Consider the following 21,642-nt stretch of genomic DNA (forward strand, 5'->3'; position numbering starts at 1 on the left):
ACCATGTCAAATCAATATTTAGATCCAAAAATAAAGCTGTTTAGTTTAAACTCGAATCAGCCGTTGGCACAGGAAATTGCTAAAGAAATCGGTGTCGAACTAGGGAAATGTGCCGTACACAGATTCAGTGATGGAGAAATTCAGATTAACATTGAAGAAAGCGTCCGCGGCTGCAATGTGTACGTGATTCAATCCACCAGTCAGCCGGTAAACGAAAATTTAATGGAATTATTAATCATGATTGATGCCCTAAAACGCGCATCAGCAAAAACGATTAATATTGTCATGCCATATTACGGCTATGCTCGTCAGGATCGTAAAGCGCGTGCCCGTGAACCAATTACTGCGAAATTAGTAGCAAACCTGCTTGAAACTGCCGGTGCGACACGAGTGCTGACACTTGATTTACATGCACCGCAAATTCAGGGATTCTTTGATATTCCAATTGATCATTTAATGGGCGTGCCGATTTTATCTGATTACTTTAAAAACCGTGAGTTAAATGGCGATATTGTCGTTGTTTCTCCAGACCATGGCGGGGTAACCCGTGCAAGAAAAATGGCCGAGCGTCTAAAAGCGCCTATTGCCATTATTGATAAGCGCCGTCCAAGACCGAATGTAGCGGAAGTAATGAATATCGTTGGTAATATTGAAGGTAAAATTGCCATTTTAATTGATGACATTATTGATACTGCTGGAACAATCACACTTGCGGCTAATGCACTCGTTGAAAACGGGGCGAAAGAAGTGTACGCCAGCTGTACCCACCCGGTATTGTCAGGACCGGCGATTGAACGGATCCAAAATTCCAAAATTAAAGAATTGGTTGTAACAAATTCAATTGCGCTGCCGGAAGAGAAGAAGATTGAAAAAATTAAAAGCCTGTCAGTGGCGCCGTTAATTGCTGAGGCAATTATTCGGATTCATGAAGAGCAGTCTGTAAGCACCTTATTTGACTAAGTTTTATTTCGGATTACATGTGATTAGGTCTTCACTCACATGGTGCTGCAGCCCTGCCCGTTCACAAAAAAATGTTTAGACCTTCCTGTTTTAGGGTATTTTTATAAAGATGACTGTTTTAAAAAAATAGGAAGGTGACAAACTCATGAGTACTGTTTTACAAGCAAAGGAGCGGAAGGAACTGCGGCGGTCAGAACTTAGAAAAATTCGTGATAATGGTAATATCCCGGCTGTCGTATACGGAGCAAAAGTTGAAAGCAAGCCGGTGTTTGTCAGCTCGGCAGATTTAACAAAAACGATTCGAATGGCAGGCAGAAATGGCATCATTTCGCTGGATATTGACGGCAATAAAGTAGATGTCATCTTATCGGACTACCAAGAGGATTGTATTAAACGAGATATCATACATGTGGACTTTTTAGCGGTCGATAAATCATCGAAAATCACGGTGGGGGTGCGGCTCGTTTTAACTGGCGAGGCAGCCGGTGTAAAGGACGGCGGTGTCCTCCAGCAGCCGCTTCATGAAATATCGATTACGACCACACCAGATCAAATTCCACCGGAAATTGAATTGGATGTATCGAACCTTCAGGTTGGCGAAACGGCAACAATTGCTGATATCCTCTATCAAGGTGATTTTACGATTAACCATGAAGAGGATGAAGTAATTGCCTCGATCCTTCCTCCTAAGCAGGAAGAGGAAATTAACGCTGGTGAACAGCAAGAAGGCGGCCATCCTGATAATGAAGAAGGACGAGAAACGGAACCAGTAGGGAAATAGAAAAGCGGAAGCGCCTTGGTCAGGGGCGACAGGCATAAGACGAGCCGGCGAGAAGGCTGCTTTTTAGCCTTCTTGACGGATTGGCTTATGACCCCGAGCCCCTAGGTGCTGGAGCTAGACAAGAATAGGGACAAAGGGCGTAACCAGTTTAAGGTTACGTCTTTTATCCATTTTGAATACGGGAGAATAAAATGTTTCGGAAAATTTTTAAAAGACAGGCGAAAGTGGAAGAGGGAGAGGGCCCAGGTAAAATGAAGTTAATTGTCGGTTTAGGGAATCCTGGAAAGCAATATGAGAATACCAGGCATAATGTAGGCTTTGAAGTGGTTGAGGAATTATCCAGCCGTTTGAATATCCCGTTGACTCAATCCAAACATAAGGGGTTATATGGCATTGGGCAGGTTTCTGGAGAGAAGGTGCTGCTGTTAAAGCCGCTTACATATATGAATTTATCCGGGGAATCGATTAGGGCTGTGGCAGATTACTATCAAATCGATTTAGAAGATATATTGATTATTTATGATGACCTTGATTTACCGGTGGGGAAAATCCGCCTCAGACAAAAAGGCAGCCCCGGCGGCCATAATGGGATTAAATCAACTGTCGCCCATCTAGGGACACAGGTCTTTAACCGCATTCGTATCGGCATCGACCGTCCTGATACGGGAATGAGTGTTCCAGATTATGTACTGGGCCGCTTTCGCCCAGATGAGCAGCCCGAGATTGAAAGCGCTGTGAAAAAAAGTGCAGATGCTTGCGAGGCGTGGCTGAATAAGCCCTTTTTGCAAGTAATGAATGAATATAATCAGTAACCTTTCATACAGCCGAAGCACCATGTAAAGCCACTTTCGCTTTTTAATCATGATACAAACTATTGATTCATACAATAAAGCAATATAGCGGCAAAATAAATACAAGGCAACAGCTGATTATGAATAACTTCCTCCTATAAAGCTCATACTAATAAAGTAAATATGAGACTAGAAGGAGGGACAGGCGTGGCCATTCATTACCATTGTCGTCATTGCGGCACAAAACTTGGCAGACTTGAGCAGGCATCGGTCCATTCAGAGGCACTCGGCCTCCATAAATTAACAGAGCAAGAGAGGCAAGATATGGTCGCGTACGACTCAGCCGGCGATATTCATATAGCTGCGATTTGCGAAGACTGTCAGGAAGCGTTAGAGCGTAACCCAGATTACCATCAATACGATTTCCTAATTCATTAATTTCAGGCTTTGGACGAAACTCCAAAGCGTTTTTCTATTTGCAATTATTGATCATAATTTTTTTCAATCTTAATAAAAACAAGAAAATTAATTACAACGAAGAAAGCGGAACTAAAATACCGCTTATTCTGCTTAGGGAGGTGGAACCTTTGAATGGATTAAAATCATTATTTCTTCATCAAGAGGATATCCGCGCTTGTATAGCGGGTGTGGATGGGGGATTAAAAGAACAATTAATTGCCGGGCTATCAGGTTCTGCTCGGACAGTGTTAACATCTGCTCTTTATGAACAAATGAAACGGCCAATTCTGCTCGTTACCCATAATCTATTACAGGCTCAAAAACTCTATGATGACCTTGTAAATCTAGTAAGTGAAAAGGAAGTATATTTGTTTCCGGCAAACGAATTAATTGCTGCTGAGATGAGCATTGCCAGTCCGGAGCTTAAGGCGCAAAGAATAGAAGCCTTAAATTACTGGAGCAAGCAAAAACAGGGGATTCTAATTGTGCCGATTGCCGGGTTAAAAAAAATCCTGCCGCCTAAACCATTATGGCAAAAATACCAGCTATCCTTTAAAGTCGGCGAAGATATCGATCCGGATGAAATTTTAAATACGTTTATAACAATGGGCTATACGCGCCAAGAGATGGTGTCAACACCGGGGGAATTCAGTGTAAGAGGGGGAATTATTGACATATACCCGCTTACTGAAGCAAATCCGCTAAGAATGGAGTTATTTGATACCGAAATTGAATCCATCCGTTATTTTTCCTTAGAGGATCAGCGTTCAAAGGAAAAGGTTTCAGAGGTATTGATTGGACCGGCAACAGAACTGCTCATAGAGCCGGATAATTACAGCCGGATGACAGAGCAGCTCGAATCCGCGCTAGCTGCAAGCTTAAGAAAAGTGAAGGATGAAAAAGCTAAATTGCAGCTCTCGCAGAATATCAGCTTTGAACTAGAGCAATTGAGACATAATCAAAAGCCTGATCAAGTTTTTAAGTATTTGTCGCTCGCCTATGAAAGCCCTAATAGTTTACTAGATTATTTACCGCAAAACGGTTTGGTTATCATTGATGAAATAAGCCGTGTGCAGGAAATGAATGATTCGCTTGTAAAAGAGGAAGCGGAGTGGTACACATCTCTCTTAAGTGAAGGCCAGATTATTCATGACCTTCATATATCACATAATTTGCAGACGCTTATGCATAAAGGGCAATTTCCACTCCTGTATTTTTCATTGTTTTTGCGGCATGTTGCCAATACCAGCCCGCAAAATATCATTAATGTATCCTGTAAGCAAATGCAGAATTTCCACGGACAGATGCATTTGTTAAAATCGGAAATTGAGCGCTGGACAAAAGGAAATTATGCGGTTGTTTTCTTAGGGCCTGATGAAGAAAGGGTCAAAAAGTTAGAAAGAGTTCTTGAAGACTATGAAATCTCTGCAAGTATTGTAGATGGCAATCAGCAAATGCTTCCCGGCAAGGTTCAAATTATCAGGGGAAATCTGCATACAGGGTTTGAAATGGCGCTTCAAAGAATTGCTGTCATTACAGAAGAGGAGCTATTTCATAAACGGGTTAAAAAATCAGCGAGCCGTCAAAAGCTATCAAATGCCGAAAGAATTAAAAGCTACTCTGAACTCAAAATTGGCGATTATGTCGTCCATGTCAATCATGGAATCGGTAAATATTTAGGGATTGAGACGCTTGTCATTAACGGCATTCATAAGGATTACCTCCATATCCGCTATCAAGGAACCGACAAGCTGTATGTTCCTGTGGAGCAAATTGATCTTGTCCAAAAATATGTCGGCTCGGAAGGCAAGGAACCAAAGGTCTATAAGCTTGGCGGCAGTGATTGGAAGAAGGTAAAGAAGAAGGTCCAATCCTCCGTTGAAGATATTGCTGATGATCTAATCAAGCTATACGCTGAACGAGAAGCAGCAGTAGGCTTTGGTTTTTCTCCAGATGGCGATTTGCAGCGGGAATTTGAGGCGAGCTTTGCCTATCAGGAAACAGATGATCAATTGCGTTCGATACACGAGATTAAGAAGGATATGGAGCGGCCGCGTCCAATGGACCGCTTATTATGCGGGGATGTCGGTTATGGAAAAACAGAGGTAGCCATACGTGCTGCCTTCAAAGCCATTGCAGACGGGAAACAGGTAGCCTTTTTGGTGCCAACGACAATCCTGGCTCAGCAGCATTATGAGACACTGCGAGAACGTTTCCAAGACTATCCAATCAATATTGGGTTATTAAGCCGTTTCCGTTCGAAAAAGCAGCAAACGGAAACATTAAAAGGGTTAAAGGCCGGGTCGGTTGATATCGTGATTGGAACCCACCGCCTGCTGTCAAAGGATATTGTTTACCGTGATCTAGGATTGTTAATTATTGATGAAGAGCAGCGTTTTGGCGTTACCCATAAGGAAAAAATTAAGAAGCTGAAAACAAATGTCGATGTCTTAACGTTAACCGCCACACCAATTCCAAGAACACTTCATATGTCGATGCTTGGAGTTCGTGATTTATCAGTCATTGAAACACCGCCGGAAAATCGCTTCCCGGTGCAAACATATGTAATGGAATATAACGGCGCGCTTGTCAGAGAAGCTATTGAACGGGAGCTTGCCCGCGACGGACAAGTTTACTTTTTATATAACAGGGTTGAGGATATTGAACGCAAAGCAGAAGAAATTTCGATGCTTGTGCCCGATGCCCGCGTAACATGTGCCCACGGGCAAATGTCGGAAAATGAATTAGAGTCGGTAATGATCAGCTTCCTGGCCGGGGAGTTTGATGTGCTTGTCAGCACAACCATTATCGAAACAGGAGTCGATATTCCGAATGTCAATACACTAATTGTCTTTGATGCGGATCGGATGGGGCTGTCAACACTTTACCAGTTGCGCGGCCGTGTGGGCAGATCCAATCGTGTGGCTTATGCTTATTTTACCTACCGAAAAGACAAAGTATTGACGGAGGTTGCAGAGAAGAGGCTGCAGGCGATTAAAGAATTCACTGAACTCGGTTCCGGGTTTAAAATTGCCATGCGCGATTTATCCATCAGGGGCGCCGGCAACTTACTAGGAGCGCAGCAGCATGGCTTTATTGACTCTGTCGGCTTTGATTTATACTCACAAATGCTGAAAGAGGCGATTGAGGAGCGTAAAGCGGAACTCGGTGACCCGCATGCAGAAGTCAAAACAACAGTTGAAATTGATCTGGAAATTGACGCTTATATTCCAGATTCTTATATTAAGGATGGGCACCAAAAAATTGAAATGTATAAGCGCTTTAGAGGGATCGAAGCATTAGAGGATGTGGAAGAACTTCAAGCGGAAATGTTAGACCGCTTTGGCGAGTATCCTGATGAGGTCTCCTATCTATTCCATATTGCCGAAATGAAGGTGCTGGCGATTCAAAATGGTGTTGAATCCATCAAACAGTTAAAGCAGGACGTAACCATTCTCCTGACAGAAGAGGTTACCAATACAATGGACGGGAGCAAGCTGTTCCATATTGGCAGCCAATTTGGCAGATCGGTGACTCCTGGAATGGAGGGCAAAAAGCTGAAAATAGTCGTGAATACAAAAGGCTATCAGACAGCGCAGTGGCTTCATATCGTATTTGAAATGGTCAAAGGCATTATTTTAGCCAAAAAGGGACAGGAAAATCCGGTTTAAACGATATTTCGGAAAATTGCTAAACATCTATCAGTACTTTTCACTTAAGAGGCAGGAAAGGGAATATTTCCTGTATATGTGAAAAAATTGTGAATAGAACTTTCCAGATGAAAGATACTAAGTTCAAAGTTGGAGATGATTGAAATGTTTGTCATCCCCAAGTTGAAAAATCATCAGATGAAAGTGAGGCAACATTGGATGAAAGCAACTGGAATAGTTCGTCGAATTGATGATTTAGGTCGAGTCGTAATCCCTAAAGAAATACGCAGAACCTTACGTATTCGTGAAGGGGACCCGTTAGAGATTTTTGTTGATCGCGACGGGGAGGTCATTTTAAAGAAGTATTCACCTATAAGCGAATTAGGCGATTTTGCTAAAGAGTATGCAGAAGCCCTATTTGACAGCCTCGGTAACCCTGTATTGATTTGTGATAGAGATGCGTTTATTGCGGTAGCAGGCAGCTCTAAAAAGGATTATTTAAATAAAAACATTGGCAAATTAGTGGAGAAAACAATGGAAGACCGCAGCTCGGTACTGGTTACCCAGCAGAGTGATATTGCGTTAATTGATGGCTCAGAGGAGACAATTTCCTCGTACACTATCGGACCAATCATTGCAAACGGCGACCCAATCGGGGCAGTCGTGATTTTCTCCAAAGAAGGGACACTTGGCGAAGTAGAGCAAAAGGCGGTAGAAACTGCAGCTGGATTCCTAGCGAGACAAATGGAACAGTAAGAAAGATACGCTTAAAGCGCTTATGCGCAGAGGCTAGACTAAAAAAAAAGGCAGCGGCGGCTGCCTTTTTTATTGCTCCAAAGCTTGGGTTTTAATATGCTATAATACTACTTTGGAGTTTATTATTGGCAGGTGAACCAATGAAGCTTGTTCAATCATCACAGACAATTTTTAAAGGGGCATTTATTTTAACGATTGCGGCGTTGATTACAAAGGTTTTAAGCGCTGTTTACCGTATTCCCTTTCAAAACATTGTCGGTGATATCGGTTTTTACATATATCAGCAGGTATATCCGTTTTACGGTATGGCCATTGTACTCGCAACTACCGGCTTTCCGGTGGTAATCTCTAAGCTGTTAACAGAGCAGCAGGAAAAGGGAAACGGTGAAAAGTCCCGCTTTCTCCTGCTCATATCCTTTTTAACATTACAGATTTTTGGCTTTCTTTGCTTCTTCGTACTATATTTTGGGGCAGGGCAAATCGCCGCATGGATGAATGATGACAAGCTTGTCCCGTTAATTCGGGTAGTTTCGATTACATATTTAACTTTCCCCATAACTGCGGTCCTAAGGGGTTATTTTCAAGGGATTGGCGATATGGTCCCTACCGCTATTTCACAGGTGGGGGAACAAGCAGTCAGAATCATAACAATTCTTTTACTATCGTATTTATTAATTAACAGCGGCCATACATTGTACAATATAGGTGCCGGAGCTATGTTTGGCTCGATAACCGGAAGTATTGTTTCTGCAAGTCTTTTGTTTATGTTTTTATGGATTCGTAAAGAATGGAATTTAATCAGTCCCAAAAAAGGAATGTTCGAAAATATTTTGTTAGAAGCGAAGCTGGTTGTAAAAGCCCTTTCCATGCAAGGACTGATGGTCTGTCTTAGCGGGATGCTGTTAATATTGCTGCAATTAGCCGATTCATTAAATCTTTATTCCTTGCTGACGGCAGGCGGAATCGAACAGAGCCTTGCCAAAAGCTTAAAAGGAGTGTTTGACCGCGGCCAGCCGCTGATCCAATTAGGGACCGTAGCGGCAACCTCGATGTCACTTGCGATTGTTCCGCTTATAACAAGGGAAAGACTTGCTGCTAATACTGCCAGCTTACATGGGAAAATTCAACTGGCGATCAAGGTGAGTCTCGTAGTTGGTGGAGGTGCTTCGTTCGGCTTATGGGCCATTATCAGGCCCGCCAACATAATGCTGTTCGAAAACGAATATGGTTCGGATGTTCTAGGTGTTCTTGGTTTTGTGATTTTATTTACATCAATTATTTTAACGGTGATTGCCGTTATGCAGGGATTAGGCAGTCTGCTGTTCCCGGCAATAACAGTTGTCTCTGTGTTCCCAATCAAATATATGCTGAATATCCTCTTTGTGCCGCTGCTTGGGACAATGGGGGCGGCGATTTCTTCTTTGATTGCGCTAGCTTTGGTTTCTGCTGTGTTCTTACTAAGACTGCAAAAAATGACAGCGGCACCGCTATTGCCGCTTCGTCTATTCATGAAGGTGACTGTAGCAGCCATTGTAATGGTCATCTTTTTAAAAGCGTTTATGTATGTTACCGGACCAATAGGCGGAGGCCGTACGGGGGCTGCAATTCAAGCATTAAGCGCTGTTTTTGGGGGCGGGATTATTTATTTATTGATGATTATTAGAGGGAAAGTATTTGCTCCGGGTGAGCTCGTTCTATTCCCGTTCGGAAGTAAGCTAATGCACCTGATGCGAAAGGAAAAGGATAAACAATGGTAAAAACAATTGAAATTATCGGCCTGGGGGCAGGCGATATTAATCAGCTGCCGCTGGGTATTTATCGAAAAATAGTATCGGCCGGCCATTTATATTTGCGGACAAAGGAACATCCTGTTGTCCCGGAATTAGAGAAGGAAGGGATGAGCTATACCTCCTTCGATGCGATTTATGAAAGGCATCAGCGGTTTGAAGAGGTGTATCAGGAAATCACCCGGGTTTTACTGCAAAAAGCGGAAACAGAAGAAGTCATCTATGCCGTCCCGGGCCATCCGCTCGTTGCCGAGCAGACTGTTCAGCTGCTCTTGGCGGAAGGTCTAAAGCGTGGAATTGAGATTGTGATTGGCGGCGGGCAAAGCTTTATCGATGCTTTATTTGCTTCTTTAAAGATTGACCCAATTGAAGGTTTTCAGCTGCTTGACGCAACATCCCTCCATTCGCAGCAGCTACAAATGGATCAGCATATCATCATCAGTCAGGTATACGATCAATTTACGGCCTCAAATGTCAAGTTAACACTCATGGAGAAGCTGCCAGATGATTATGAAGTAGTGATTGTGACGGCGGCCGGCAGCCGGGATGAAGTTCTTACTAAGGTACCGTTGTACGAGCTGGACCGTAATATGTCTATTAATAACCTTACATCGGTCTATGTTCCGCCAGTAATGGAGGACCAGATTCTTTGGAAGAATTTCACCAAGCTGCGTGAGATTATTGCTGATTTGAGGGGTCCAGAAGGCTGTCCATGGGATAAGGAACAAACCCATGAATCATTGAAAAAATATTTAATTGAAGAAACGTACGAAGTAATTGAAGCCATTAATGAGGGCGATATTGACCATTTAATTGAGGAGCTTGGTGATGTCCTGCTGCAGGTGATGCTTCATGCTCAAATCGGCACTGATGAAGGATATTTCACGATCGATGATGTGATCGAAGGCTTGTCGGCCAAAATGGTCCGCAGGCATCCACATGTATTTGGGACTGCCTCTGCATCTAATGCGGAGGAAGTTGTTGCAAATTGGCAGCAGATCAAGGAGCAGGAAAAGGGAGAAGGTAAGCCTGAATCTTTGCTCGCGGGTATCTCAACGGCCCTGCCTAATTTACTGCGGGCCGCAGAATTACAGAAAAAAGCCGCAAAAGTTGGTTTCGACTGGGAGGAAATTACCCCGGCTTTGGAGAAAGTGAAAGAAGAGCTAGAGGAATTTACGGCCGAGCTTGACGGAACTGCTGACAGCTTCATACGGGCGAAAAAGGAATTCGGTGATCTATTGTTTGCCTTTGTGAATGTAGCCAGATTTTTAAAAATAAATCCTGAAGAAGCGTTATTTGAAACAAATGAAAAGTTTATCCGCCGGTTTAGCTATATTGAGAGTCGGGTAAAGGAAAGTGGCAGAGTTTTTGAGGAGTATACGCTTGAAGAGCTTGACCGCTATTGGGATGAAGCAAAAGTAAAAGGATTGTAGATGAAGGGGTTGTGCTTTAGATGAGATTGGATAAGTTTTTAAAAGTATCAAGATTAATCAAGCGCAGAACGTTGGCAAAGGAAGTATCGGATCAAGGGAGAATTGAAATCAACGGTAGTGTTGCCAAGGCCAGTTCAACAGTTAAGGCAGGCGATGAATTGACATTAAGACTTGGACAGCGAAAAGTAACGGTGAGAATCGAGCGGATTCAGGAAACGACCCGGAAAGAAGAAGCGGCTGAGATGTATACGATTTTAAAGGAAGAAAGGCTTAGTCCGGCAGAAAACCCAATGGACTAATCGAGTTCTAATTTTTCATTTTTCACATAAAAATGTACAAGATGATTGTACAAATGATTGTGAGGGATGAAAAATGAGCCAATATTATGAGCCGGGTACATCTAAAGGCAGTATTCAAGACCATGATGTGATCATGAGGGGAAGAAAGCTTCTTGATATTACGGGTGTTAAACAAGTAGAAAGCTTTGATAATGAAGAGTTCTTATTAGAAACCGTAATGGGTTTTTTAGCAATTAAAGGGCAAAATCTGCAAATGAAGAATTTAGATGTCGAAAAAGGGATTGTCTCGATAAAAGGGAAGATTTATGACTTGGTTTATCTAGACGAGCAGCATGGGGAGAAAGCTAAGGGATTCTTTAGCAAGTTGTTCCGATGACCCTCACCACACAATTTGTAACTATGCTTTCAATGATCGGCATGGGGTCGTTATTTGGCGCCATGTTTGATACGTATCAGCGCTTTTTAAAGCGGCCGAAGCGGAAGCAATGGATTGTTTTTTTTAATGACTTGTTATTTTGGGTAATACAAGCTTTAATCATCTTTTATACCTTATTTCTTGTAAATAAGGGAGAGATCAGGTTTTATATTTTCCTAGCCCTTATCTGTGGATTTGCCACCTATCAAAGTTTATTTAAAGGTATTTACCTTCGCCTGCTGGAATGGCTGATTCAAACAGTTATAGTCATTTACCGCTTTATCAAGAAAGCCCTCCGCCTCCTTATTTTTAAACCAATTGTCGGATTGGTTCAGCTTCTGACAGTTATTATTGTGGCACTTGGCAGGGGGCTTTGGGCCCTTGTACAATTCGTGTTAAGAGTTTTAAAATTTATCGTAAACATCGTTTTGACCATATTGAAGAAGATATTGTGGATATTTTGGAGACTTTTGCCGAAAGGTCTTAAAAAATCAGTCGAGAAGTTATATAATAGAATAGCAGGAAATTTCAAGAAAATAACGAATTTCTTTACTAAGTGGATAAATAAGTGGAAAAAGCGAAAAGAGTAAGAAAGGGTAAGGGTACGGAAAATGGGAGAGGAAAGACAAAGAAATGTATCAAAAATACAGACAACCTATGTGAAGCAGCAGGAGTATGCGGAAATTGCCTCGGCTAGGAATAGGAAGCTGTTGGTTAGACGGCTTTCATTGTTTTTTGTTCTCGCGTGTATTATTTCGTATTGTATGATCTCCAGTCTTATGAGCCAATCCACAAAGTTAGAAGCAAGTATGGTACAAAAAAAGAAGCTCGATCAGGAATATTCTGAGTTAAAGAAGCAGGAAAAGGTTCTGAAGGAAGATATCGTGAAACTAAACGATAAGGAGTACATTGCTAAGCTGGCAAGGAAAGAATACTTTTTCTCAAAGAAGAATGAAATTATCTTTAATATTCCTGATGAGGATAAGGAAAAATGAACCAATCTATAGTCATATTGACACTTAATTTTCCCTTTCTGTATAATATAATGTAAGTATGATTTTTTAATTTTTTAAGGAGGAACATTTTTTTTATGTCAATCGAAGTAGGCAGCAAGTTACAGGGAAAGGTAACAGGGATTACAAATTTCGGAGCGTTTGTGGAGCTGCCGGATGGATCAACAGGACTTGTACACATCAGTGAGGTTGCTGACAATTATGTAAAGGACATCAACGACCATTTAAAAGTTGGTGATCAAGTTGAGGTGAAAGTCCTTAATGTTGAAAAGGATGGAAAAATCGGGTTATCCATTAAAAAGGCAAAGGATAGACCAGAGCAGCCTGAAAGAAGACATTCCCACTCGCAACGTCCTCGTCAAGGCAAGGCAAACGATCGCGGTGGCAACAGAACAGAAACATTTGAATCAAAAATGGCGCGCTTTTTAAAGGACAGTGAAGACCGCCTATCTTCACTAAAGCGAAATACAGAGTCTAAGCGCGGCGGAAGAGGGGCTAGACGAGGCTAACTTGCTGCTAACTTTTAACAAATATAGCAGGATCAAAAGACAGGTCAAAAATTTGACTTGTCTTTTTTTTGTTTAAAAAAATGCCTTATATATTAATAATTTTCGAAATAACGACATCTATTCGGGATTATACTAACTATTTGGGTGAATGTGGTAGAAACAGTCGAACGATTTATGGAATCTAATTCACTATTTTGACAAACTTTTAAATCTAGCAAACTTATAATAGAGGACAACCAGAAAATAGCAAGGGAGTGGTTCCATGGAAAAGCTTGAACAAGGAATGGTAGAACCAGTTGGAGAAGTAAACCTTCATCCAGGGAAACTGGACTTTCAGAACGTCATGAGGAAGTTTCAATTAATGCTAGAATCCTTTTTTATAAGAAAAGGCGCCCTTTTGTTAATTGTCGGATTTTTGCTTGGACGAGCGTTAATTCTGGCGAAACTGACCCCATTTAGTCTGCCTTTTTTTGCCTCTGTCTACTTAATTAAAAAGGACCGGGCACCGCTTGCCCTGATCGGACTAATTGCAGGTGCGGCAACCCTTTCACTGGCTAATGCTGCATTTACCTTTATGATCACCGTTTGCTTTTTAATAGTATATCGTATCAGCCAAAAATGGCTAAGAAATGAAATGAAGGCACTCCCTTTTTATGTTGCCTCCATTCTCGGACTCGGAAAAGTAGCGGAATCATTTATCCTTTCCCATCAATTAACGATTTATGATGGCATGATGATAGGTGTACAGTCCTGCCTGGCATTCATCTTAACGTTGATCTTTTTACAAAGCATTCCATTATTGACGTTGTATAAACGCAGGCAATTATTAAAAACTGAAGAAATTGTCTGTTTAATTATTATGCTTGCGTCTATCATGACTGGAACAATTGGCTGGAAGATATACGATATGTCGATTGAACATATTATGGCCCGCTATCTTGTGATGGTCTTCTCCTTTATTGCCGGGGCTACCGTAGGGTCAACGGTTGGGGTTGTGACTGGATTGATTTTTACGCTCGCCAGCGTATCCAGTTTCTATCATATGAGTTTATTAGCCTTTTCGGGTGTATTAGGAGGTTTGTTAAAGGAAGGAAGAAAAATAGGTGTCTCATTTGGATTGTTGATTGCTACTCTCTTAATCGGAATGTATGGGGAAGGCGGCGGATCTTTACAGCTAATGCTGATGGAAACCGGTGCGGCCATCGTGCTATTTCTATTAACCCCGCAAGGATTAACCTCGAGATTAGCCAAATATATTCCCGGTACACCGGAATATACGGCCGAACAGCAAAAATATATGAGAAAAATGCGTGATGTGACCGCACAGCGGGTTTCGCAATTTTCTAATGTGTTCGATGCTTTATCAAAAAGCTTCTCCCAAATGGACCAAATTTCTAAGGAGGAGGAGAGCGAACGGGAATTAGATTATTTCATGAGCACTGTAACGGCAAGGACATGTCAAACATGCTTTAAAAAAGATCAATGCTGGGCAAAGAACTTTGGTACAACCTATGCAGCAATGGAAGAGGTTATTCACCAAATGGACCAAAATGACGGGAATATATCGCTTAGGGTGTCAAGGGAATGGGAAAAGCTGTGTTCACGCCCGAAAAAGGTATATGAAACAGTAGCCCAGGAGCTAACATTCTTCCAAGCAAGTCAAAAATTAAAGAAAAAGGTCCAAGAGAGCCGACAGCTGGTTGCTGACCAATTATTAGGTGTCTCCGAAGTAATGGATAATTTTGCAAAGGAAATTCAGCGGGAACGAGAAAATTATTATAAACAGGAAGAACAAATTATAGAGGCCATTCAAGGCTTCGGCATTCACATTGAACAGGTGGAAATCTATAGTCTTGAGCCGGGAAATATTGATATTGAGATGGCGATTCCATTTTGCCATGGCCATGGAGAATGTGAAAAGTTAATTGCCCCGATGCTGACCGATATTCTTGGTGAAACGATTGTTGTAAAAAAGGAAGACTGCGCGAGCCATTCAGGCGGATTCTGCCATAGCACCTTTAGGTCATCGAAGGCATATACCGTGGAAACAGGCTTTGCCCATGCGGCGAAGGATGGAGGGCTAATTTCCGGTGACAGTTATTCCACCATTGAATTAGGTCTTGGTAAGGTGGCACTGGCCATTAGTGATGGTATGGGGAACGGCGAACGGGCCCATTATGAGAGTAAGGAAACCTTACAGCTGCTGCAAAAAATTCTGCAATCAGGAATTGAAGAAAAAGTGGCAATTAAATCGGTTAACTCCATCCTCTCCTTAAGAACGACAGATGAAATATTTTCAACACTGGACTTGGCGATGATTGATTTAAAGGATGCTGCCGCAAAATTCCTGAAAATTGGCTCAACTCCAAGCTTCATCAAACGGGGCCAAAAGATTATTAAAATCCAGGCTAGTAATTTACCGATGGGTATTCTCCAAGAGTTCGAAGTAGATGTTGTCGATGAGCAGCTGAAGGCTGGGGACCTATTAATCATGATGAGTGATGGGGTGTTTGAGGGACCGAAACATGTGGAAAATTATGATCTATGGATGAAACGTAAGCTTCACGAATTGGAAACCGATGACCCTCAGGAAGTGGCTGATTTAATTCTAGAAGAGGTTATTCGCTCCAGGTCAGACATGATTGATGATGATATGACGGTAGCAGTGGCAAAAATTAAACATAATACACCGAAATGGGCATCGATTCCTGTTCCGAAACTGAAGCGTCGTGCATAACAAGTTAGTTTAACCAGTACTTCCTATAGTATGTATAAAACTTCTCTACAACGTCGAAAATGGTACCAATACACGTTGTGGAGGTCGAAATGCTATGTATACAGGTAAGATCCGGCAAATTTTATTAATTACGGATGGCTGCTCAAACCAGGGAGAAGACCCGATCGCTATGGCTGCTTTAGCAAAAGAGCAGGGGATAACGGTAAACGTCATCGGTGTTATGGAACATGATGTTATTGACGAGAAAGGCATGACTGAAATTGAAGGCATTGCTGCATCAGGCGGCGGTGTCAGCCAAATTGTCTATGCCAAACAGCTTTCGCAAACAGTGCAGATGGTGACAAGAAAAGCAATGAATCAAACAATCCAGGGTGTCGTGAACCGTGAATTGCAGCAGATTCTAGGCCGTTCACAAACAATGGAGGACCTTCCACCGGAGAAGCGAGGCGAGGTGATGGAGGTTGTCGATGAATTAGGTGAAACTGTCGATTTAGAGGTGTTGATTCTTGTCGATACAAGCGCCAGCATGAAACATAAGCTTGAAACGGTGAAAGAAGCGCTGTTAGACCTTTCCCTAAGCCTTACAGCAAGAACTGGAAATAATCATTTCTCTGTTTTTGTATTTCCCGGGAAAAAGAATAATGTCGAAAAATTGCTCGATTGGACGCCAAAGCTGCAAAGTTTGACAAGTATTTTTTCCCAGCTGTCAACCGGGGGAATTACTCCTACTGGGCCGGCATTACGAGCTGCATTATCTTCGTTTGACGAAAAACGTTCATTAAGGAGCCTGCTTTCAAATGATGATGAATCATTCTTTGAAGAGTCGGTGTAAGATAAGCCCTGGGACAGTCATTACGGGAAAATGGCATGGCAATAAATACACGATTATTAAGGAGCTCGGATTTGGGGCGAACGGCATAGTCTATCTTGCAAGGCATAATGGAAACAAGGTAGCATTGAAAATGAGTGACAATGGTATGTCGATTACCTCTGAGGTTAATGTGTTGAAATCCTTTGCAAAGGTCCAGGGGCCGGGGGCCCTTGGGCCTTCTTTGCTTGATGTTGATGATTGGAAATCGAGCGCCGGAATTATTTCCTTTTATGTGATGGAATATATTCATGGCCCTGATTTACTTGCTTTTTTGCAGCAAAAGGGAAAAGGCTGGATGCCGGTTTTGTTTCTCCAGCTGTTAAATGACCTGGCCAGACTTCACGAGAATGGCTGGGTGTTTGGTGATTTAAAGCCGGAAAATTTAATCATCTCTGGTCCCCCGCCAAAAATCAGGTGCATAGATGTTGGAGGTACGACGATTCAAGGGAGGGCGATTAAAGAGTTTACTGAGTTTTATGACCGCGGCTATTGGGGGCTTGGCTCAAGGAGAGCGGAAGCGGGCTATGATTTATTTTCGGCAGCGATGATGATGATCAACACCGCTTATCCCAAACGATTTAATAAAGCAGCCGGTGGGATTACCCAGCTTCGGGAAGCAATAAGGGGAAAGAGCGAGCTGCTGCCGTATGAGTCTGTTATCGTTAAGGCACTTCAGGGCAGATATATAAGCGCCAAGGAAATGAGAGCAGAGCTGCTGGATTGCATGAACGATTACCCGGCTTCAAAACATACTAATTCAAGTGCTTCCGCCGTTGTAAAGCGAAAGAGGGCGCCGGTAAATCAAGCCGCTGTGCAAATGACAAGACAGCACTATCGCAAGCATAAGAAAAAACGCGGCTGGCTGGAGTTTTTTACAATTTCAGTAGTTGTTACTTGCTTGTATGCTTTATATATTTTTTTAAAACTTCAATGATCCATGAAACTTCTTATAGTTCTAACCGTATAAACAACTGTAGATTTTTTTAGAGAATTTTGCTCCATGTTGGGAATCCTATATTTTGATGCAAGCGGAATACAAGTAGTACACTAGAAGGTATCTTATATTAAGAAAGAGTGCATTTCGATGTTAGAAACAAAGGTCGAGCGTTTTCTCCGGCATCACTCGTTCGTGCTTGATCACAAAAGGATGGTCGTCGGTGTTTCAGGGGGGCCAGATTCATTGGCGCTGCTTCACTTCTTGCTGCGTGAAAGGGAGAAGAGGAATCTTTTCATTGTCACCGCCCATATTGATCATATGTTCAGAGGGCAGGAGTCTTATGAGGATGCGATGTTTGTCAAAAGCTTCTGTGAAGATAACAAGATTCCCTTTGAAATGCTGCGTGTGGACGTACCGGAAATCATGGAAGCGTCAGGGAAAAGCTCGCAGGTTGCAGCGCGGGAAGTCCGGTATGATTTTTATTCAAAAATAATGGATATATATGATTGCTCGTATGTCGCCTTGGCACATCATGGAGATGATCAAACCGAGACTATTCTGATGAGGCTGACGAGGGGAAGTACGGGAATGGCAAGAGCAGGGATTCGTTTTACACGCCCCTTTCATACCGGTGTCATTTTTCGCCCCTTCTTATGTCTGACGAAAGCCGAAATTGAGGAATACTGTACGAGGCATCACCTTACACCAAGGTTTGACCCAAGTAATGAAAAAAATGTGTATAGCAGGAACCGCTTCCGTCTGCAGGTATTGCCATTTTTAAAAACGGAAAATCCGCAGGTCCATGAGCAATTTCAACGCTTTAGCGAGGAATTACAAACGGATGAGTTGTTTCTGCAGGAATTAACCGTCCAAGAATTGAATAAAGTAGTGGAAAAAAGAAAAGAGTGTGAAATGGCGGTTGACATTCAGGCGTTTTCAAAAATGCCTTTACCTTTACAAAGGAGAGGGATTCAACTAATATTAAACTATCTTTACAAAGAAAAACCATTAGCTTTATCAGCATTACATATTGATCAAGTTTTGCATTTAATCATCCATGGCAAGCCGTCGGGCAGATTGGATTTTCCTAACGGTTTAAAGGTTCTTAGGTCATATGGTGAATTAGTTTTTACCATATGTGAAGTAAACACCGAACCCGAAACGTATCATTTTGTCCTGAATGGGCCTGGAACGGTGAATTTGCCAAACGGCAGTATAAAGCTGCAGTTTGCCGGCGGGGGAGAAGGACTCCGGAACGGTCCAAACACGGCTGTATTTGCGGCGGATGACATGAAATGGCCGATTATCATCCGTACAAGGAAAACAGGCGACCGAATGACGGTAAAAGGAATGGACGGTTCGAAGAAGTTAAAGGATATTTTTATTGATCAAAAAATACCGCTTCAAAATCGGCATACATGGCCAGTCGTGACAGACGGCGATGATTGTATTATTTGGCTGCCAGGTTTAAAAAAGTCTTCGTATGAAGGCATTCGCCAAACAACAAAACATTATATCCAACTCATTTTTGAAAAGTAAACAGCTTCTAGGGGGCACATGTAGCATGAAACAGGATATCGAAAAGGTGTTAGTTACAGAAGAAGAAATTCAGGAAAAGGTCAAAGCGTTAGCAGCACAGTTAACTGAAGAGTATCATGACCGATTTCCGCTGGCAATTGGTGTATTAAAAGGCGCCATGCCGTTTATGTCCGATATATTAAAACGGATGGATTGTTATCTTGAAATGGATTTTATGGATGTTTCAAGCTACGGCAATTCGATGGTTTCTTCCGGTGAGGTAAAAATCATCAAGGACTTGGATACATCTGTTGAAGGCCGAGATATTTTAATTATTGAAGACATTATTGACAGCGGCCTGACGTTAAGCTACTTAGTGGATTTATTTAAGTACAGAAAGGCTAAATCGATCAAAATTGTCACCCTGCTGGATAAACCCGCAGGAAGGAAAGCCAATATTAAGGCAGATTATGTCGGCTTTAATGTCCCGGATGAATTCGTTGTTGGTTACGGATTGGATTATCAAGAGAAATACCGAAACCTTCCATATATTGGGGTGTTAAAACCAGAAGTATATAGCAATAATGATTAAATAATGGGATTATTTAAAGGTCTGTAAACATTCCATATTAAACATCCTAAGAACAAGTGTAATTTCTTGAATTTGTAAGATTTTCTATGATACTATTTTATATAGTCTGTTTTAAGCGGGAGGAGGTAAGAGATGAATCGGATTTTCCGTAACACCATCTTTTATTTATTGATATTTTTAGTCATAATCGGTGTCGTTAGTTTCTTCAATGGAAGCAATGAACCAACCGATCATATTTCATATGACAAATTTGTTGACCAATTAGAAAGTGGTAATGTGAAATCATTTTCTATGCAGCCAGAGCGTGGTGTATTTGAAGTTCGCGGTGAACTTCAGGCGGGAGATAAGAAGTTTATCACCTATATACCAAACAGCGAGAAAATCCTTGACCGGATTGATAAGGCCGGTTCTAAGGTAGAAGTAATGCCGGCAAAGGAAACAAGCGGCTGGGTTACGTTCTTTACTTCGATTATTCCGTTTGTGATTATCTTTATTTTATTCTTCTTTTTATTGAACCAAGCTCAAGGCGGCGGCAGCCGTGTTATGAACTTTGGTAAATCAAAGGCGAAGCTGTATAACGATGATAAGAAGAAGGTACGTTTTAGAGACGTCGCTGGTGCTGATGAAGAAAAAGCAGAATTGGTCGAAGTTGTTGAATTTTTAAAAGACCCGCGAAAATTCTCTGAGCTTGGGGCGCGGATACCAAAAGGGGTACTGCTGGTTGGGCCTCCAGGGACTGGTAAAACGTTGCTTGCCCGTGCTGTTGCCGGTGAAGCAGGCGTACCATTCTTCTCGATTTCTGGTTCTGACTTCGTAGAAATGTTTGTTGGGGTCGGTGCATCCCGCGTTCGTGATTTATTTGAAAATGCTAAGAAAAATGCTCCGTGTATTATTTTCATCGATGAAATTGATGCTGTAGGACGTCAGCGTGGCGCTGGTCTTGGCGGCGGTCACGATGAGCGTGAGCAGACATTAAACCAATTGTTAGTTGAAATGGATGGCTTCGGCGCAAATGAAGGAATCATTATTATTGCGGCGACTAACCGTCCTGATATCTTGGACCCTGCATTACTTCGTCCTGGACGTTTTGACCGTCAAATTACAGTCGATCGTCCGGATGTTAATGGCCGTGAGGCGGTACTTCGCGTACATGCCCGAAATAAGCCATTAGACGAGGCTGTCAATTTGAAAAATATTGCAATGCGTACACCAGGCTTTTCTGGTGCGGATTTAGAAAACCTTTTAAACGAAGCAGCCCTTGTGGCCGCAAGGTTGAATAAAAAGAAGATTGAAATGGTCGATATTGATGAAGCAACCGACCGTGTCATTGCCGGTCCAGCGAAAAAGAGCCGTGTCATTTCCGAGAAAGAACGCCGAATTGTGGCTTTCCATGAAGGCGGTCATACGGTTATCGGCTTAATCCTAGATGAAGCCGATATGGTTCATAAGGTAACCATCGTTCCACGTGGTCAGGCTGGCGGTTATGCTGTAATGCTTCCTAGGGAAGACCGTTACTTTATGACGAAGCCGGAATTACTTGATAAAATTGTCGGCCTTCTCGGCGGTCGTGTAGCAGAAGAAATTGTTTTTGGTGAAGTAAGTACAGGTGCGCACAACGACTTCCAGCGTGCAACTGGGATTGCCCGCCGTATGGTGACTGAATTCGGGATGAGCGATAAGCTTGGTCCATTGCAGTTTGGTCAGCAGTCAGGCGGTCAGGTATTCTTAGGACGTGACCTTCATAATGAACAAAACTACTCAGATGCGATTGCTTATGAAATTGACCTTGAAATTCAACGGATTATTAAAGAATCTTATGAAAGATGTAAAAAGATTCTTACCGAAAACCGTGATAAGCTTGATTTAATTGCTAAAACACTTCTTGAAGTAGAAACTCTGAATGCTGAGCAAATTAGGTATTTAGTAGATAACGGTCATTTGCCGGAAAATCCGGAAGAGCTTAGGGAAGTTAAAATTGAACCCAAGAAATTAGATGATGTGAAAGTGAACATCAACAAAAAGAAGGAAGATGAACCTAAAGATGAAAAATCATTTTTAGATACTCCTCCTGATGAAATTGATTATAAATAAGCTGGAAATGAAAAGAGTGCTTCATATGGAGCACTCTTTTTTT

19 protein-coding genes are annotated in these 21,642 nt (G+C 42.1%); all 19 read left to right on the plus strand.

Annotated elements, in window-relative coordinates; all coding sequences use genetic code 11:
- Positions 1–3: 3 nt before the first annotated feature.
- Positions 4–960, plus strand: coding sequence for a ribose-phosphate diphosphokinase (locus tag A6749_RS12715; RefSeq protein ID WP_066389961.1), 957 nt, complete (start codon positions 4–6; stop codon positions 958–960).
- Between the two features lie 145 nt (positions 961–1,105).
- Positions 1,106–1,741, plus strand: a complete 636-nt coding sequence (locus A6749_RS12720) for a 50S ribosomal protein L25/general stress protein Ctc (protein ID WP_066389962.1) — start codon at positions 1,106–1,108, stop codon at positions 1,739–1,741.
- 251 nt (positions 1,742–1,992) lie between these two features.
- Positions 1,993–2,553, plus strand: a complete 561-nt coding sequence (pth, locus tag A6749_RS12725) for an aminoacyl-tRNA hydrolase (protein ID WP_066400952.1) — start codon at positions 1,993–1,995, stop codon at positions 2,551–2,553.
- Between the two features lie 186 nt (positions 2,554–2,739).
- Entirely contained in the window at positions 2,740–2,970 is a 231-nt protein-coding gene (locus tag A6749_RS12730; RefSeq protein WP_066389969.1) for an anti-sigma-F factor Fin family protein, read from the plus strand.
- 149 nt (positions 2,971–3,119) lie between these two features.
- The gene (gene mfd / locus A6749_RS12735; protein ID WP_066389974.1) at positions 3,120–6,662 is read left to right on the plus strand and encodes a transcription-repair coupling factor; all 3,543 of its coding nucleotides are present in this window, start codon (positions 3,120–3,122) and stop codon (positions 6,660–6,662) included.
- 198 nt (positions 6,663–6,860) lie between these two features.
- A complete protein-coding gene (spoVT, locus tag A6749_RS12740; RefSeq protein WP_066400953.1) occupies positions 6,861–7,397 on the plus strand; it encodes a stage V sporulation protein T in 537 nt (178 codons plus the stop codon).
- Positions 7,398–7,522: 125 nt separating this feature from the next.
- Positions 7,523–9,154 (plus strand): putative polysaccharide biosynthesis protein, encoded by a 1,632-nt coding sequence (locus A6749_RS12745; RefSeq protein WP_330220443.1) that lies wholly within the window; start codon positions 7,523–7,525, stop codon positions 9,152–9,154.
- Positions 9,148–10,617, plus strand: coding sequence for a bifunctional methyltransferase/pyrophosphohydrolase YabN (gene yabN, locus A6749_RS12750; RefSeq protein WP_066389976.1), 1,470 nt, complete (start codon positions 9,148–9,150; stop codon positions 10,615–10,617). Before A6749_RS12745 ends, yabN begins: the two co-directional genes overlap by 7 nt.
- Positions 10,618–10,637: 20 nt before the next feature.
- Positions 10,638–10,916, plus strand: coding sequence for an RNA-binding S4 domain-containing protein (locus A6749_RS12755; protein ID WP_066389977.1), 279 nt, complete (start codon positions 10,638–10,640; stop codon positions 10,914–10,916).
- 73 nt (positions 10,917–10,989) lie between these two features.
- Positions 10,990–11,292: a sporulation protein YabP gene (gene yabP, locus A6749_RS12760; protein WP_066389979.1), complete on the plus strand. Its 303-nt coding sequence runs from the start codon at positions 10,990–10,992 to the stop codon at positions 11,290–11,292.
- Complete coding sequence (gene yabQ / locus A6749_RS12765) at positions 11,289–11,921, plus strand: spore cortex biosynthesis protein YabQ (protein WP_066389982.1); 633 nt, start codon at positions 11,289–11,291, stop codon at positions 11,919–11,921. The genes yabP and yabQ overlap by 4 nt, the downstream gene beginning before the upstream one ends.
- Before the next feature lie 21 nt (positions 11,922–11,942).
- Positions 11,943–12,326 carry an FtsB family cell division protein gene (locus A6749_RS12770; protein ID WP_066389984.1) on the plus strand — a complete coding sequence of 128 codons (384 nt, stop codon included), beginning with the start codon at positions 11,943–11,945 and terminating at the stop codon, positions 12,324–12,326.
- Positions 12,327–12,421: 95 nt separating this feature from the next.
- Positions 12,422–12,853 (plus strand): S1 domain-containing RNA-binding protein, encoded by a 432-nt coding sequence (locus A6749_RS12775; protein WP_066389986.1) that lies wholly within the window; start codon positions 12,422–12,424, stop codon positions 12,851–12,853.
- Positions 12,854–13,115: 262 nt separating this feature from the next.
- On the plus strand, positions 13,116–15,590 hold the full coding sequence (gene spoIIE / locus A6749_RS12780) for a stage II sporulation protein E (protein WP_066389987.1): 2,475 nt from the start codon (positions 13,116–13,118) through the stop codon (positions 15,588–15,590).
- A gap of 94 nt (positions 15,591–15,684) precedes the next feature.
- Positions 15,685–16,422: a vWA domain-containing protein gene (locus A6749_RS12785; RefSeq protein ID WP_066389989.1), complete on the plus strand. Its 738-nt coding sequence runs from the start codon at positions 15,685–15,687 to the stop codon at positions 16,420–16,422.
- Positions 16,391–17,395 carry a serine/threonine protein kinase gene (locus A6749_RS12790; RefSeq protein ID WP_066400955.1) on the plus strand — a complete coding sequence of 335 codons (1,005 nt, stop codon included), beginning with the start codon at positions 16,391–16,393 and terminating at the stop codon, positions 17,393–17,395. The genes A6749_RS12785 and A6749_RS12790 overlap by 32 nt, the downstream gene beginning before the upstream one ends.
- A 150-nt stretch (positions 17,396–17,545) precedes the next feature.
- On the plus strand, positions 17,546–18,937 hold the full coding sequence (tilS, locus tag A6749_RS12795; protein WP_066389994.1) for a tRNA lysidine(34) synthetase TilS: 1,392 nt from the start codon (positions 17,546–17,548) through the stop codon (positions 18,935–18,937).
- 25 nt (positions 18,938–18,962) lie between these two features.
- Positions 18,963–19,508, plus strand: a complete 546-nt coding sequence (gene hpt / locus A6749_RS12800; RefSeq protein WP_066390000.1) for a hypoxanthine phosphoribosyltransferase — start codon at positions 18,963–18,965, stop codon at positions 19,506–19,508.
- A 132-nt stretch (positions 19,509–19,640) separates the two neighbouring features.
- A complete protein-coding gene (gene ftsH, locus A6749_RS12805) occupies positions 19,641–21,599 on the plus strand; it encodes an ATP-dependent zinc metalloprotease FtsH (RefSeq protein ID WP_066390002.1) in 1,959 nt (652 codons plus the stop codon).
- Positions 21,600–21,642 lie beyond the last annotated feature (43 nt).

It is taken from the genome of Neobacillus mesonae (assembly GCF_001636315.1).
Lineage (GTDB): Bacteria > Bacillota > Bacilli > Bacillales > Cytobacillaceae > Neobacillus > Neobacillus mesonae.

Bases quoted from the DNA above. Each gene is read 5' to 3' on its own strand.
- A6749_RS12715 (WP_066389961.1), top strand. From the start codon at position 4: ATGTCAAATCAATATTTAGATCCAAAAATAAAGCTGTTTAGTTTAAAC.
- A6749_RS12720 (WP_066389962.1), top strand. From the start codon at position 1,106: ATGAGTACTGTTTTACAAGCAAAGGAGCGGAAGGAACTGCGGCGGTCA.
- pth (WP_066400952.1), top strand. From the start codon at position 1,993: ATGAAGTTAATTGTCGGTTTAGGGAATCCTGGAAAGCAATATGAGAAT.
- spoVT (WP_066400953.1), top strand. From the start codon at position 6,861: ATGAAAGCAACTGGAATAGTTCGTCGAATTGATGATTTAGGTCGAGTC.
- yabN (WP_066389976.1), top strand. From the start codon at position 9,148: ATGGTAAAAACAATTGAAATTATCGGCCTGGGGGCAGGCGATATTAAT.
- A6749_RS12755 (WP_066389977.1), top strand. From the start codon at position 10,638: ATGAGATTGGATAAGTTTTTAAAAGTATCAAGATTAATCAAGCGCAGA.
- yabP (WP_066389979.1), top strand. From the start codon at position 10,990: ATGAGCCAATATTATGAGCCGGGTACATCTAAAGGCAGTATTCAAGAC.
- yabQ (WP_066389982.1), top strand. From the start codon at position 11,289: ATGACCCTCACCACACAATTTGTAACTATGCTTTCAATGATCGGCATG.
- A6749_RS12770 (WP_066389984.1), top strand. From the start codon at position 11,943: ATGGGAGAGGAAAGACAAAGAAATGTATCAAAAATACAGACAACCTAT.
- A6749_RS12775 (WP_066389986.1), top strand. From the start codon at position 12,422: ATGTCAATCGAAGTAGGCAGCAAGTTACAGGGAAAGGTAACAGGGATT.
- spoIIE (WP_066389987.1), top strand. From the start codon at position 13,116: ATGGAAAAGCTTGAACAAGGAATGGTAGAACCAGTTGGAGAAGTAAAC.
- A6749_RS12785 (WP_066389989.1), top strand. From the start codon at position 15,685: ATGTATACAGGTAAGATCCGGCAAATTTTATTAATTACGGATGGCTGC.
- A6749_RS12790 (WP_066400955.1), top strand. From the start codon at position 16,391: ATGATGAATCATTCTTTGAAGAGTCGGTGTAAGATAAGCCCTGGGACA.
- tilS (WP_066389994.1), top strand. From the start codon at position 17,546: ATGTTAGAAACAAAGGTCGAGCGTTTTCTCCGGCATCACTCGTTCGTG.
- hpt (WP_066390000.1), top strand. From the start codon at position 18,963: ATGAAACAGGATATCGAAAAGGTGTTAGTTACAGAAGAAGAAATTCAG.
- ftsH (WP_066390002.1), top strand. From the start codon at position 19,641: ATGAATCGGATTTTCCGTAACACCATCTTTTATTTATTGATATTTTTA.